At 63.4% G+C, this 14366-nt stretch carries 14 protein-coding genes; 5 read left to right on the top strand and 9 right to left on the bottom strand.

Annotated features, from left to right (window positions below):
* Window positions 1–49: 49 nt before the first annotated feature.
* On the bottom strand, window positions 50–1897 hold the full coding sequence (locus NKH17_RS15420) for a DEAD/DEAH box helicase (RefSeq protein ID WP_352701217.1): 1848 nt from the start codon (window positions 1895–1897) through the stop codon (window positions 50–52).
* 455 nt (window positions 1898–2352) lie between these two features.
* Between NKH17_RS15420 and NKH17_RS15415 the strand changes: the two genes are divergently transcribed.
* Together NKH17_RS15415 and NKH17_RS15410 are read left to right on the top strand one after the other, a co-directional pair.
* On the top strand, window positions 2353–3387 hold the full coding sequence (locus tag NKH17_RS15415; protein WP_352899098.1) for an aspartate-semialdehyde dehydrogenase: 1035 nt from the start codon (window positions 2353–2355) through the stop codon (window positions 3385–3387).
* Window positions 3388–3899: 512 nt separating this feature from the next.
* A complete protein-coding gene (locus NKH17_RS15410; protein ID WP_352899096.1) occupies window positions 3900–4577 on the top strand; it encodes a hypothetical protein in 678 nt (225 codons plus the stop codon).
* A gap of 122 nt (window positions 4578–4699) precedes the next feature.
* Here NKH17_RS15410 and NKH17_RS15405 read toward each other — a convergent pair whose 3' ends face one another.
* The gene (locus NKH17_RS15405; protein ID WP_352899094.1) at window positions 4700–5110 is read right to left on the bottom strand and encodes an ACT domain-containing protein; all 411 of its coding nucleotides are present in this window, start codon (window positions 5108–5110) and stop codon (window positions 4700–4702) included.
* 254 nt (window positions 5111–5364) lie between these two features.
* Here NKH17_RS15405 and NKH17_RS15400 point away from each other — a divergent pair, with 254 nt between their 5' ends.
* Window positions 5365–5775: a DoxX family protein gene (locus NKH17_RS15400; protein ID WP_352479698.1), complete on the top strand. Its 411-nt coding sequence runs from the start codon at window positions 5365–5367 to the stop codon at window positions 5773–5775.
* 206 nt (window positions 5776–5981) lie between these two features.
* A complete protein-coding gene (locus tag NKH17_RS15395; RefSeq protein WP_023680734.1) occupies window positions 5982–6245 on the top strand; it encodes a YMGG-like glycine zipper-containing protein in 264 nt (87 codons plus the stop codon).
* A 71-nt stretch (window positions 6246–6316) separates the two neighbouring features.
* Here NKH17_RS15395 and rpsP read toward each other — a convergent pair whose 3' ends face one another.
* The 7 genes from rpsP to NKH17_RS15360 form a co-directional block, all read right to left on the bottom strand.
* Window positions 6317–6709, bottom strand: coding sequence for a 30S ribosomal protein S16 (gene rpsP / locus NKH17_RS15390; RefSeq protein WP_352899090.1), 393 nt, complete (start codon window positions 6707–6709; stop codon window positions 6317–6319).
* Between the two features lie 50 nt (window positions 6710–6759).
* Entirely contained in the window at window positions 6760–7086 is a 327-nt protein-coding gene (locus tag NKH17_RS15385; protein WP_254817890.1) for a chorismate mutase, read from the bottom strand.
* A gap of 7 nt (window positions 7087–7093) precedes the next feature.
* Window positions 7094–8722, bottom strand: coding sequence for a signal recognition particle protein (gene ffh / locus NKH17_RS15380; protein ID WP_352899088.1), 1629 nt, complete (start codon window positions 8720–8722; stop codon window positions 7094–7096).
* A gap of 410 nt (window positions 8723–9132) precedes the next feature.
* Window positions 9133–10101 carry a CPBP family intramembrane glutamic endopeptidase gene (locus NKH17_RS15375; protein ID WP_352899086.1) on the bottom strand — a complete coding sequence of 323 codons (969 nt, stop codon included), beginning with the start codon at window positions 10099–10101 and terminating at the stop codon, window positions 9133–9135.
* Between the two features lie 146 nt (window positions 10102–10247).
* Window positions 10248–10850, bottom strand: coding sequence for a DUF1236 domain-containing protein (locus NKH17_RS15370; RefSeq protein WP_352479695.1), 603 nt, complete (start codon window positions 10848–10850; stop codon window positions 10248–10250).
* Window positions 10851–10913: 63 nt separating this feature from the next.
* Complete coding sequence (locus NKH17_RS15365) at window positions 10914–12008, bottom strand: zinc-binding metallopeptidase family protein (RefSeq protein WP_352701222.1); 1095 nt, start codon at window positions 12006–12008, stop codon at window positions 10914–10916.
* Between the two features lie 90 nt (window positions 12009–12098).
* On the bottom strand, window positions 12099–13346 hold the full coding sequence (locus tag NKH17_RS15360) for a flavin monoamine oxidase family protein (protein ID WP_352650245.1): 1248 nt from the start codon (window positions 13344–13346) through the stop codon (window positions 12099–12101).
* A 185-nt stretch (window positions 13347–13531) separates the two neighbouring features.
* Here NKH17_RS15360 and NKH17_RS15355 point away from each other — a divergent pair, with 185 nt between their 5' ends.
* Window positions 13532–14326, top strand: a complete 795-nt coding sequence (locus tag NKH17_RS15355) for a lytic murein transglycosylase (protein WP_352650244.1) — start codon at window positions 13532–13534, stop codon at window positions 14324–14326.
* Window positions 14327–14366: the final 40 nt, after the last annotated feature.

Below are 14366 nucleotides of genomic sequence, written 5' to 3'. Positions count from 1 at the left end.
AAGTTCCGGCAGACCGCAAGGGCGTGCGGAAATGGAGAGTGCTGGCTATTTACCCCGGCCGTTTCTTCGATTTCTTGTGTTTCGCAGGTCCACCTTCGAACTTCGCCTTGGCCGGTTTCCCGGCCCAGGGCTTCGTCTCGAATGCCGGGCGCTGGTCGGCCGGTGCGCGCTTCTCGAATTTGGGCGCATGCTGATCGAAGGTGCGCTTGCCGCGGTGCGGCTTCTTGTCGGGCCTTGGTTCCTGATAGCCGGCTCGCGACAAATCCGGCGTGGCGTCCAGCCGCTTGACCGCAATGTTGCCCTGCAGCTTGCGGTCGGGACCGATCGCAGCGAGGAAGCGCTCGGCCCAGTCCGCCGCGATCTGCACGAAGGTTTCCTCCGGCTGCATCTTGATCGCGCCTATCTCGCGCTTGGAAATGCCGCCTGTCCGGCACAGCATCGGGATCAGCCAGCGCGGCTCGGCGTTCTGCCGGCGCCCGACCGACAGCGAGAACCAGACGCTGTCGCCGAAATCGTCGCGGCGGCTCGGTGCCTCGTCGCGGCGGGCGGCTCTGTCGCCAGCGGGTCTGTCGCCCGACGGCGTGAACGGAGCGACGTCCAAGAGATCCTCGGGCGCCGAGCGGCTGGAGCGGCAGAGACGCACGAAGGCCGCCGCCACCAGTTCGGCGCCACGTTGGTCGAGAAGCGCGTTGACGAAGCCGCGCTCATCGTCCGTCACCGGCTCGCTGAAGACCGGGTCGGCGAGGATGCGTTCGTCGTCGCGGCGCAAGACGTCGTCGGCCGAAGGCGGGCTCGCCCACGTCGCCGCAAGGCCGGCGCTTTGCAGCAGGCGTTCGGTGCGCCTGCGGGCATTGTTGGGCACGATCAGCGCGCTGACGCCCTTGCGTCCTGCCCGTCCCGTCCGCCCGCTTCGGTGCAGGAGCGTCTCCGGGTTGGTCGGCAAGTCGGCGTGGACGACCAGTTCGAGGTTGGGCAGGTCGATGCCGCGTGCCGCGACGTCGGTGGCGATGCAGACTTTTGCGCGGCCGTCGCGCATCGCCTGCAGCGCGTGGCTGCGCTCGTTCTGGCTAAGCTCGCCGGACAGCGCCACGACGGAAAAGTTGCGGTTGTTGAAGCGCGCCGTCAGATGGTTGACGGCGGCGCGGGTGTTGCAGAACACCAATGCATTCTTCGCCTCGTAGTAGCGAAGCACGTTGATGATGGCGTTTTCGCGGTCCGCCTGAGCGACGCTCAGCGCCCGGTATTCGATGTCGAGATGCTGCTTCTCCTCGCCCGAGGCCGAGATGCGTACCGCATCGCGCTGGTAGCCCTTGGCCAGCGTGGCGATGGAGCGCGGCACAGTGGCGGAAAACATCAGCGTGCGGCGATCGGCGGGTGCCGCGTCAAGGATGAATTCCAGGTCCTCGCGAAAGCCGAGGTCGAGCATCTCGTCGGCCTCGTCGAGCACCACTGCCTTGAGCGCCGACATGTCGAGCGAGTTGCGGGTGATGTGGTCGCGCAGGCGGCCGGGCGTGCCGACGACGATGTGGGCGCCGCGCTCCAGCGCGCGCCGCTCGGTGCGCATGTCCATGCCGCCGACGCAGGAGGCTATCGCTGCCCCGGTCAGCTCGTAGAGCCATTCCAGCTCGCGCGTCACCTGCAGGGCCAGTTCCCGCGTCGGCGCGACGGCCAGTGCCATGGGTGCCGCCGCGTGGGAAAAGCGTTCCGCGCCGTCCAGAAGGGTCGGCGCCAAAGCCAGCCCAAAGGCGACGGTCTTGCCGGAGCCGGTCTGGGCCGAAACCAGCGCATCGGCCTGGCCAAGCTCGAGAACCGCTTTCTGCACCGGCGTCAGCTCGACATAGCCGCGTTTTTCCAGCGCCTTTGCCAGCGCGGGAACAATAGCTTCGAAATTGGACATCTTGCTCTTTCGAAATTCGGATTCTGAATACCCGGCGACGGGTAAATGTCGGCAAGCGCCACGGACGGGCGCCACGAGCCAGACGATACCCGTTCGTACTTGGTGCCGCTGGCATTGTACAGGGCGGGCGGGTCGGCCTGCTTGCGATTGACTCTGGACGCAAACCGCGTAAAAGCCGGCACCGAACGGGATAGTTTCGATGCTCGGCCTTATGATGGCGCTCCTTGCATTCGACATCCCCGGCCCCAATGCGAACCATTGGACCGGGTGCGTCGCTGCGTCTCCTCGTTCCAGCAAACCCACGTTGTTGCTCAAAAAAACCGGCAAAACGACCACCAAAACGGTCTGATTCCCTTGGCCTAACCACCCTCTCCCGGGTCCGGCCCGGGGGTTGAAACCCGCATCGGCCGGCGGGTTTTCTCCAGAAACCGAGCGGAGAGGGACAGGAGATTTCGATGAGTTTCAAGGTTGCGATCGTCGGCGCCACGGGCAATGTGGGCCGGGAAATGCTCAACATACTGGAGGAACGCGGCTTTCCGGTGAGCGAGGTGGTGGCGCTGGCCTCGCGGCGCAGCCAGGGCACGGAAGTGTCGTTCGGCGACCGCACGCTGAAGGTCAGGGCGCTCGACCAATATGATTTTTCAGACACCGACATCTGCATCATGTCGGCTGGCGGCAACGTCTCCAAGGAATGGTCGCCGAAGATCGGCAAGCAGGGCTGCGTCGTCATCGACAATTCGTCGGCCTTCCGTTACGATCAGGACGTGCCGCTGATCGTTCCGGAAGTGAACCCGGATGCGATCTCGCTGTTCACGCGCAAGAACATCATCGCCAACCCGAACTGCTCGACGGCGCAGCTGGTCGTGGCGCTGAAGCCGCTGCATGACGCTGCCACCATCAAGCGCGTCGTCGTCGCCACCTACCAGTCGGTCTCCGGCGCCGGCAAGGAAGGCATGGACGAATTGTTCACGCAGACGCGCGCGGTGTTCGTCGCCGACACCGTCGACATCAAGAAGTTCACCAAGCGTATTGCCTTCAACGTCATCCCGCATATCGACGTCTTCCTCGACGACGGCTTCACCAAGGAAGAGTGGAAGATGGTGGCCGAGACCAAGAAGATGCTCGACCCCAAGATCAAGCTGACGGCGACCTGCGTGCGGGTGCCGGTGTTCATCGGTCATTCGGAAGCGGTCAACATCGAGTTCGAAAAGCCGATCACCGCCGATGAGGCGCGCGAGATCCTGCGCGAGGCGCCGGGCTGCCAGGTCATCGACAAGCGCGAGGACGGCGGCTACATCACGCCACTGGAATCGGCCGGCGAGGACGCCACCTTCATCTCGCGCATCCGCGAGGATTCGACCATCGACAACGGCCTTTCGATGTGGATCGTCTCCGACAATCTGCGCAAGGGCGCGGCACTCAATGCGGTTCAGATCGCCGAACTGCTGGTCGAGCGCGGGCTGATCCAGCCAAAGAAGAAGGCGGCGTAGTTTCGCTCACGGCCGTATCGCCGCTAACGCGGCTGGCCTCCGCGGGGCGCCGGAAGGCCGGCGGCCCGCAGTCGCGGGCTCGGCCCGGGGCGCTTCTTCCTTCTCCCCGTTCAACGGGGAGAAGGTGCCCGAAGGGTGGATGAGGGGCAGCGCCGGCGTCTCAGGGAGTTCGCATCGGGCCGGCGTCAAAGCCGGTTCTCCTCCGCCAGCTTTCCATATCGCCATCGCCCTCCTCCGCCGCCTCGTCAGGTTCTCCGCTCTCAGGCCTGAAATCCTTAAGCTGGGCACTGGTGGCAAATGACCGCGCCAGGCTGGCCTGTCACCCTGCTTGACAGGCTCACAGACTGAGGCTGAACCGTTTGAATTGTCTTTGGGCCAATTGCCCAAGCCAGCTACTTGCAACCGTACCAATTCAACCGTATGGAAAACGTTGACAAACAATTTTCCGTACCATATATCCAGCCCAATCGAGCTGCCCCAGAACGAGCACGCCGTAAACGGAGACGACTACAATGGCCAATTTGTTGAGCGGACTTTCTGAAACGGTTAAGTGGCGTTTACTGGTGGAAGCGGCGAAGAGGGCAGCGGAGGCCCAGGGCTACTCCCTGACTCGGGTGCCGGGACGGGGCCTGTCAAACATTTGGAATATCACCAAGGACGGCAAGACGACGACGGCGTCTATCCGCACCACACGCGACCGTTACATCGCTTTCCCTCCCTTGGAGGGAGGCACCAAGTGGAAGACCCTCGATGATGTCGAGACGGTCATCGTTGCAACGGTGGACTCGAAGGACGACCCGGAAAATATCGAGGTCTATATTTTCCCCGCCGAGGACGTGCGCAGGCGGTTCAATGCCCACTACGCCGCCCGCTCAAAGGAAGGCCAGATGATCAAGGACAATTTTGGCATGTGGGTTGGGCTCGACCGAGACAATCGCGGTCTGGCCGCCAGCGTCGGGACCGGCATTCTTGACCACTACAAGAGTGTAGCGATCTACTCCATTCCCGAGCTATTAGCTGCCCATCCTCAAGAAGAGGCGGATAGCGAAGAGCCGGAGCACTCCCCTGAGGCGGTCGCGCCCGGTCTGTCAACCATCGCTGAAGTGATGGCATGGGCAAGAGACCGCGTGGCCCAGCTTGCAGGGGTGCGGACAGAGGCGGTCAAGCTCGATTTGAAGATCGAATACTAAAATGCGCCGGATGCGAACATAAATTGGCTGACCAGATCGCTTCGGTCCGGCCGGGCTTCTAATTGCTCTCGCTGTATCCACCTAGTCTGCTTTGGCGTCGACGCCACATGCAGGCGTTGACATCATGCTGATCGGCTGTCGGCGGTGAGCTTCCTCAGCAACTCCAGCGCCTCCTCCGCCCGGTCGGCGGGCACGAACAGGTGATCGTGGTAGAAGGCCGAGACCGGATTGACGCCGATGCCGGCCGCGGCCAGTCGTGCGGTGATGGCGGCGAGGAAGCCGACCGCGTCCAGCGACGAATGGATGTTCAGCGTCAGCATCCGGCAGCGGAACACGGTTTTCAGTCCAGCGGCCTTGGCATGGTCTTCATGCACGATCAGCGTAATGCCCTCGCGCTCGCGAAATAGCATCACCGGGTGGAGCCTGTCGGGAACGGGCGCATCGGGTGGCAACGTGGTGAACACATGAACCCCGGCAAGCAATTCCGGCGTCATTGCCGCCAGCAACTGTTTCAGGTCGGTCGCTCCGGCCATCGATTGCTTTCGTTGTGCGACTAGGCGGCTGCTGCGTCGAGCGCTCGAAGACACTTCTATGGATTTTCGATAACGCCCTCCACCTCACCCCGCAAGGTGGACTTGGCCAGGTTCGTTGCTGACTGAACGTACACACCCAAGGTTCGCCGCTGGAGTGAAAAGAACTGGAGACATGTCGGATCGCCGTCACGGGCCGCGTCCTTGGTTCGAGCTGGCGGAGGAGCCAGTGCTCACAACGACCGGAGGGACCATCAATGACCATGTCTCAGGCAGCACCCGTCTCATCGCGTGCCTTGTGGGCCGGCCGCGTGCTCAGCGCCGTCGTCGTGCTGTTCATGATCTTCGACGGCGTGATCAAGCTACCGCCGCTCGAAATCGTCACCCAGACCATGGTGCAGCTCGGCTGGCCGGCCGATGCCAATGTCTCGCGCATTCTCGGCATCATCGGACTGGTCTCGACAGCGCTTTACGCGCTGCCGCGCACCTCGGTGCTCGGCGCCATCCTGCTCACCGCTTATCTCGGCGGCGCCGTCGCCACGCATGTGCGGATCGGCAGCCCTTTGTTCTCGCACATACTGTTCGGCGTCTATCTCGGCGCCATCCTCTGGGGTGGCCTGTATCTGCGCGATCCAAGGGTGCGCGGGTTGTTCCCATTCAACCAATAGCGGCGACTTCGAAAGCCGTTCGATGGTGGCCACGCCGCCAGAGCGGGCGCGATCTGCCGCCGCTTTTCTACTCTTTGGATCAAATCGAGTTGGATCAAATCGAGCGCCGCCGGGCGGCAGCCGATCTTCTTCTTTGGATCAAATCGCCTGGTTGCGAGTTAGGAGGTTCAGCGGCGAGGACGGCACCCTGTTGGAGAGGAACGACAATGAAAAAGGTGATGATCTTGATGGCCTTGCTGGTACCGCTCGGTGCCTGCTCCCGCACTGAGCAAGGCGCGGCAGTTGGTGGCCTGGGCGGTGCGGCGGTCGGCGCTGCGGTGGCCGGCAACCCAACCAAGGGCGCGGTGATCGGCGGTGCGGCCGGCGCTTTGGCCGGTGCGCTGATCGGCCGTGCCAGCGAAAGCGGCCAGTGCCGTTATCGCGATCGTAACGGTCGTGTGTACGTTGCGAGTTGCCCCGAGGGCTATTGATCGGGCCGCACCATGCGGACGAACAGCAAAACGGCGGGCAAGGCCCGCCGTTTCGTGGTTGTGGAGATGGTTTATTCGGCGCTGGCGGCTTCCGGCGCGGCTGCAGCGGCGGCAACGGCCGCGGCGGCATCTTCCTGCGCCTTCTTCAGCAAGGCTGCGCGCTCCTGCGCCTTCTTGCCGGGCTCGGCCTTCTTCGGGTTGGAGCGGGCTTCGCGCTTGGCGATGCCGGCTTCATCAAGGAAGCGCAGCACGCGGTCGGTCGGCTGGGCGCCATGCGACAGCCAATGCTTGACGCGTTCGGCGTCGACCTTGACGCGTTCGCCGTCCTTGGGCAGCAGCGGGTTCCACGAGCCGAGCGACTCGATGAAACGACCGTCGCGCGGCGAACGCGCGTCGGCGACGACGACATGGTAATAGGGACGCTTCTTCGAGCCCGCACGGGCCAATCGGATTTTCAGTGGCATTTCTCTTCTCCTAAAAGTTCTGATTTGGTTGATCGGTTGGTGGCTGGTCCTCAGCCGGTTTTCGTCACGCCGTTGGATGCGGCGATCTGCTCGTGATGGCGGATCACTTCGCGGACGACGAAGTTCAGAAATTTCTCCGCGAAATCCGGGTCGAGATGGGCGTCCTTGGCCAGTTGGCGAAGACGGGCGATCTGCTCCTGCTCACGCGCCGGGTCGGCAGGCGGCAGGCCATGTTCCGCCTTCAGCACACCGACTGCCTTGGTGCAGCGGAAGCGCTCGGCCAGCATGTGGATCAGCGCCGCGTCGATGTTGTCGATCGAGGCGCGATAATTGGCCAGCGCCGCACGTGCGTCCGCCATGTCCTTCTCTTCGTTCATGGCGCCCTCACTTCTTCTTGCCGAGGCCATTCTTGCCAAGCATTGGCAGCCCGCCACCGCCCGGCAGGCCGGGAAGTTTCATGCCGCCGGGCAGCCCAGGCAGGCCACCGCCACCGGGAAGACCGCCGGGCAGGCCCTTCATGCCGCCGAGCCCGGCCGCCTGCGCCTGCTTCTGCAAGGCTTCGAGCTGCTTGGGGTCCATCTTGGAGAGATCCGGCATGCCGCCGCCCATCATGCCGCCTCCGGGACCGCCTGGGCCGCCAGGCATCATGCCGCCGAGCCCCATCTTGGAAGCGAGGCCGCCCATCATGCCGCGCATCAGGCCGCCGCCTTTGCCCTTGCCGCCCATCGCCTTCATCATGTCGGCCATGCCGCGATGCATCTTCAACAGTTTGTTGATTTCGGCCGCGTCGGTGCCCGAGCCGGCGGCGATGCGCTTCTTGCGCGAGTGCTTCAGAATATCGGGGTTGGCGCGCTCGGCCTTAGTCATCGACGAGATGATGGCGAGCTGGCGGCCGAACATCTTGTCGTCGAGACCGGCGGCGGCCATCTGGTCCTTCATCTTGCCCATACCGGGCATCATCCCCATGATGCCTCCCATGCCGCCCATTTTCGACATTTGCTGAAGCTGGCCGGCGAGGTCGTTCAGGTCGAACTTGCCCGACTGCATTTTCCTGGCCATCGCCGCCGCCTGCTCGGCGTCGATGTTCTCGGCCGCCTTTTCGACGAGGCTGACGATGTCGCCCATGCCGAGGATGCGGTCGGCGATACGCTTGGGATGGAATTCCTCCAGCGCGTCCACTTTTTCGCCGGTGCCGATCAGCTTGATCGGCTTGCCGGTAACGGCGCGCATCGAGAGCGCCGCACCACCGCGGCCGTCGCCGTCCATGCGGGTCAGCACGAGGCCGGTGATGCCGACGCGCTCGTCGAAGCTTTTTGCCAGATTGACGGCGTCCTGGCCGGTCAGCGAATCGGCAACCAGCAGGATCTCGTGCGGCGACGACATCTTCTTGATGTCGGCCATCTCGACCATCAGCGGCTCGTCTATATGGGTGCGGCCGGCAGTGTCGAGGATGACGACGTCATGGCCGCCGAGCTTGGCCGCCTGCACGGCGCGGCGGGCGATGTCGACCGGCGTCTGGCCGGCGACGATCGGCAATGTGGCGACCTTGACCTGCTCGCCGAGCTGGCGGAGCTGCTCTTGTGCGGCGGGCCGCCGCGTGTCGAGCGAGGCCATCAAAACCTTCTTGTTTTGACGATCGGTGAGGCGCCTGGCGATCTTGGCCGAGGTCGTCGTCTTGCCGGAACCCTGCAAGCCGACCATCATGATGACGACCGGAGCCGGTGCATTGAGATCGATGGCGACGCCCTCGGCGCCGAGCATCTCGACCAGCTCGTCATGGACGATCTTGACGACCATCTGGCCGGGCTTGATCGACTTGACCACGGCAGCGCCGACGGCCTTTTCGCGCACCTTGTCGGTGAAGGAACGCACCACTTCCAGGCCCACGTCGGCCTCGAGCAACGCACGGCGCACCTCGCGCAGCGCCGCCGAGACGTCAGCCTCCGACAAGGCGCCGCGGCCGGTGAGGCCGTTCAGGATCGAACCAAGGCGCTCTTGCAGGGACTCAAACATTGGTCAACCCACCGCGCGACAGCGCCTTGGATTGATTTTGATCCCTGTCGGGCCGATGGCCCTCCACGCCTCTTGTGCGTTCCTGTAGCGATTCAAACATTCTTTTTCCTTTTCCCTGGCACCCGGATGATGCCCGAGAGGTAATGCGTTCGCGCCAACTGTCCAAGCAAAAGCCGGTCCGGGCAAAAGCCCAAAGCCAAAAAGCACCCGGGGGCGCACAGCGCTGCCGGGTGTTGGCCTCCGGGATCGATTTACAGCACTTCACCTCAAGGAGGTTTCGGCGTCCCGGTCGGTTTGCTCGGAGGAATACTCGTCGCGGATTTCGCGGCGTGTAGACAGGAAATCGGCTGCAGAGTCAAGCTTGGTCAGGCTTTGCGCCAAATATGCTCGGGGCGGCCAGGCAAGGCGCATCAGCGCACGCCGCCGGCGCGCGGCATATCCGGCTCGACCTTCAGCGGTGAGCGCGGATGCAAAAGCAACAGAACAGTCAACAGGCTGCTGACGATGCCGATCACGGCGATGAGGACGGCGTCTAAAGTCGTCCAGCCGGCGGATTCGAGCGGCTTGGCGTTGAACAGGGCGAAGGAATTATAGCTTTGCTGGTGCGAAATCAGCAGGAAACCGGTCAGATTGTTGCCGAGATGGGCGCCGAAGCCGGCACCGAGATTGCCGGTGGCATAGACCAGAAGGGTCAGCAACAGCGCAAAGGCGGCGATCGAGGCCAGCACGCAGGCATTGATGGCGGCGCTCGAACCTGGGCTCCAGTGCAGGGAGGTGAACAGCAATCCCGGCAGCAGCGCCCAGATGAAAGGGTTCTGGAACCGGCTCGCCAGGCCCCTGAGCAGATAACCGCGAAAAAGCATCTCCTCCGACGAGGTCTGCAGAAAGGTCAGGGCGGCGATCGGGATCAGGAACAAAAGCCACCAGGACAGGCCGATCGCGCCGCGCGCGATGTCGGGCTGCAAACCATAAAGCAGGATCTCGGAAAGCAGCGAGGTGATCAGCACCGCGGTCAACCCTTTCAGGAACCCCGCCCAAGAAATGCGCCGGCTGACGCCAATCAGGACGGTCAGCTTCTCGCGATGGATCCAGCGCATTGCAGCCCAAAGGCCGAGCCAGATTCCGGCAAATGAAGCCAGCGCCGCGAGGATGCCCGCAGGAGAGGCCATGAAATCCTGCACCGCTCCTCCACCTGGCGAGGCGGTGCCAGATGACGCCTGCCAAACGGCAAAGGCATATGTGCCGCCGAACAGCACGGCGGCAGTGGTTCCGAGCCAGAACAGGATGACGACCACCGCTCCAAGCAGAAGCCGCGGCAAAGTGGTCTTGTTGTTGGTGGTGTGCCGGTACTGTTGGAAGGCGGTTGGGTCGATCGTCACGCGGGCTCGCTGGCTGGTGCTTCGGCTCGCAAGGTCTAGAACATCGGCCGCAATGTGGAAACCGGTATTGCAGCGGCAGTACCGGCTTGTGGCAATGTCGGCAGTGCGAGCGGCCGCCGCCATAGGCGACCGCCCTGTTTGTATTGTCAGCGCTCGACGTACATGATGCGCCTGGTGCCTGGATCGACCAGTGCCGGCTGGCCGTTCACATAGACATAGCGGTAATCATAGTCCGGAATCTCGCGCAGCTCGACGGTGTCAGGCAACGTCGCGCCGGTCACCACCTCGCCCTCGAGATAGACCGGTTCGAGCCGATGCGTACGGACATAGGTGCGGATCTCGGCCGGCGGTCTGCGGATGGGCTCGATCGCCTCGCCGGCAACGATCGCTCCGGTATAGGTGTCGGAATATTCGGCGCTATCGGCAGGCGGTGTCACGACGGCAATGTCGGCGCTGGCCGGACGCTGTGTCAGGACCACACGGCTGCCGCCGAAATCGGCCGTCACATAGTCGGAATAGACCCAGCCCTGGCCGTTGGCCTCGGCGATGGTGCACCATTTGCTATTGGCGATGCAGCCGTCGAGCGTCGCCGACTGGCCGGCCGCGAGCACACCGATGACCGGATATTGTGGGCCGGGGCCGGCGCGTACATTGAGATCGGTGATGGCCGAGACGGCGGTGTCGGCCAAAGCAGAGCCCGACATCGCTATGAGCGCTCCGGCCACCGCCGGAAACAATATGCGTTTCATGGTCTTCTCTCCGTTTCACAGTCCCTTGGCACGGAAAACGAAGCAAAGCCGCATGCGTTCCGGCTAAAAAGCTTCGGCCGGCTCACGATTTGTTCCAGTCGTTTTCGGCAGGTCGGTCAAAAGCTCGTGAACAAAAGCAAGTTTTTGCGCCGCCACGTCCGAGATGACGAACGGATAAAGATCGGGCAGGCCCATGCAGCGGTTGATCGAGTTGGACGCCTCCGACAGCACCAGCCAGCGCTCGAGAATCCTTTCGAAGGGCTCTGGCCTGGGGGCGGGTTCCGATGGTGCCGGCTGCAACTTGCCGCCGGTATCGGCGCGCGGCAGCTCGTTGGCTTCAACGGTTTCCAACCGGCCGAGCGGGAAATTCAGGGCATGCACCATCTCCAGCGTGTCGGTGATGTGCATGTGATGCGCCCATGTCTCGGCCCAGTCCTCCCATGGGTGCGACGTCGCATAGGCCGAGATATGGCGCTGCTGCCAGTCGGGCGGCGCGCCATCGGCATAATAGGTCTTCAGCGCCTGTTCGTAATCGGCGCGCTCGTCGCCGAACAAAGCGCGAAAACCGGCAAGCCTTTGCGGATCGTCGCGGATCAGGCGGTCCCAGTAATAATGGCCGAGTTCATGGCGGAAATGGCCGAGCAGCGTGCGGTAGTTCTCGCCCATCTCGACGCGCCGTCGCTCGCGCTCTGCCGAATCCGCCTCGGCGACGTTGAGCGTGATCCGGCCGTTGTCGTGGCCGGTCAAGATACGCTCGCCGCCGGGACCGCCGCCGATCGGATCGGCAAGAAAATCGAAAGCGAGGCCGATCTCGTCGCCGGGATTCTGCTTGGGTGCGACTGGCAGGCCGAAGGCGAGCAGCGAATACACGGCACGCTTCTTTGCCGCCTCGACACGGATCCAGCGGCGGCGGTTGCCGTCGACCGACAGATCCGGGATCAGCTGGTTCAGCGCACAGGCGCGGCAGAAGGCGTGGCCGGGCTCAGCCATCCAGTTGCAGGCGCATTCGTCGGCATTGGTGCAATGGAAGACGTCGCCGCCGGACAGCGCGAAGCACGCATGCTCGGGATCGTAGAGCACGAGGCTGGCGCAGTTCAGGCATTGCGCGTTCTCGAAATAGAGACGATGGCCGCAATGCGGGCAGTCGAAAAGCTTCATTGGCGTCTCAAATCATTCGAAATGCGAAGGACAATACGAGCAGGAGAACGCCAAACGCCTGTCAGCTGCCCACGTTCCTGCCGGCCGACGCTATTTTGCCGCAAGCTGGGCGACGACCTCCTTGGCCACTGCCGCGCCCGATAGCCTGGCGCCGCCGCACGTCTGCATCAGCGGACCGGCCAAATGCTCGCCGGCGAAGAAGATCTTTTCCGCCACCGGCTGCATCAGCGTGGCGCGCGCTTGCGAGCGGCCTGGCCGCGCCGCCGCATAGGCGCCGCGCACGAACCGCTCAGCGCCCCAATTGGTCATCATCGCGCGTCCGACATGTTTTCGCACGTCGCCGCCAAAGATGCCGCAGAGCCGGTCGACGACGAAGTCGATGCCGGCCGCCTCGCCCGCCGCCGACATCTCCCAGGCGAAATCGCCGCCGACGAAACCGACCATCAGATCGAGGTCGAAGGGAAAGCAGAGGAAGTAGATGTCGTGTCTGGCCAGCCGCTCGATCAGCAAATCGTCGAACGGCTCCAGGCCGAGCCTTGTACCGGATATTTCGACCGGCAGCTTGGTCAGCATGCCCATCGGCAGGTCGAAGAAGGCGGCGAAATGCGCGTCGGGGAGTGCAGGCGAGAACGCAATCTCCTCGAAGGCGAGCACTGCCGGCGAGGCGGTGACGATAACCGCCTTGGCGCAGATGGTACCGCGATCGGTGACGCAGGCTACGCCCGGCCCATCCCAGACGATCTTGCGCACCGGCGTCGACAGTTCCACCGGCACATCGGCGCCGAAGCGCGCAACCAGCGTACCGAAGCCTTCCCTGGTGAAATAGTTCGGATCGAGATCGGCGGCGGCCTGAAAGTCGCGGATCGATATCTCGTCCTCGTCGGCGCCGAAATCCATCGGCCCGGCGAAGGTTGCGGCGGCGCGCGGCGCGTGTCCCTTGGCGAGCAATGCCGAAAGACGGTCGTCGTCGCCTTCCCTCACCTGATGTGCCGCCACCAGTTCGAACAGCCTTGCGTCGGCCACCTTCATCGCCGCCTCTTCGGCTTCGCTTGCCTTTCGCTCGCGGTAGTAGAGATGATCGACATTCATGTCGTGATGGTGAAGCGTCCAGGCGGCGGCTTTCGCCTCGGGAAAATAAGGATTGCGGTCCGCGGCATGCAACCAGGCGCAGCCGATGTCGAACGGCACGCCGAAATGCTGATCGCTGGTCCAGGCGCGGCCGCCAATGCGGTTCATCGCTTCCAACAATTTGAAGGAAAAACCGGCAGCGCGCAGGGTCTTGGCAGCCGAAAGCCCGGCTGAACCGGCGCCGATGATCACGACATCAACGTCTTCCATGCTTATTCTGCCCCCGCCACAATAATTACTTGATCGTAGGCAAATTCCCGGGCGTCCGCCAGTGTGGTGGATTTGAGGTTCCTGCTGTATTGAGTGCATCGGCGTGGCGCCGGGGCAGTGACAAGCAGGTGTTTCGCAGGCAAGTTCGCAATTGGGAACGTGATTCAGGCAACCAGGAGAGCAGCATGGCATTTCTTGCCAAGAAGATGTTTGTAGTGGCCACGGTGGTGGCGGTGCTTGCGCTGGCGACGGGCGCGCAGGCGGCCAGCTGTGGCAAGAGCGGCGCCGGCTTCGAGGCGTGGAAACCGGAGTTCGCCGCGGAGGCCAAGGCCGACGGCGTCGGCTCGAAGGGTCTGGCCGCTCTGGCTCGCGCAACCTACGCGACAAAGACGATCTCCGTCGACCGCGCCATCCATAAGGCTTTCAGCGGCTCGGTGGAAGCTTTCATGAAGCGCCGTGGCGCGTCCGCGATCATTGCCAGGGGCCGTGCACTGAAGAAGGCCAATGCTGCGCTGTTCGACAAGATCGAACAGAATTACGGCGTGTCGCCGGGCGTGTTGCTCGCCATCTGGGGCATGGAAACCGGCTTCGGTTCCGCCATGGGCAACCAGAATACGGTCTCCGCCATTTTAACGCTCGCTTATGACTGCCGCCGTCCGGAGTTCTTCTACCCGCATGCCATTGCGGCCCTGAAGCTGGTTGATCGCGGAGCGTTGAGCGCCTCGTCGGTCGGTGCCGCGCATGGCGAGATTGGTCACACGCAGTTCCTGCCCGGAAATGTTTTGACATATGGCGTAGGCAACAAAAACCTGCGCGACAAGGCCACTGCGTTGGCTTCTACCGCCAACTTCCTCAAGAGTCATGGTTGGCGACCGGGCGCCAGCGCGCAGGCGAATATCGGTGCAATTGCCGGCTGGAATTCCGCGAGCGTCTACCAACAGGCCATCGCCCAGATCGCCGACGCGATCGACGGCGGCTGACTAGAAATGTCCGTTCGACAAAAAGCCCGGCCGTGTGCCG

It is taken from the genome of Mesorhizobium sp. M1334, from assembly GCF_040317995.1.
Classification (GTDB): domain Bacteria; phylum Pseudomonadota; class Alphaproteobacteria; order Rhizobiales; family Rhizobiaceae; genus Mesorhizobium.
Note: the sequence above shows the minus strand (reverse complement) of the source record. Positions and strands in the feature narration are given on the sequence as shown.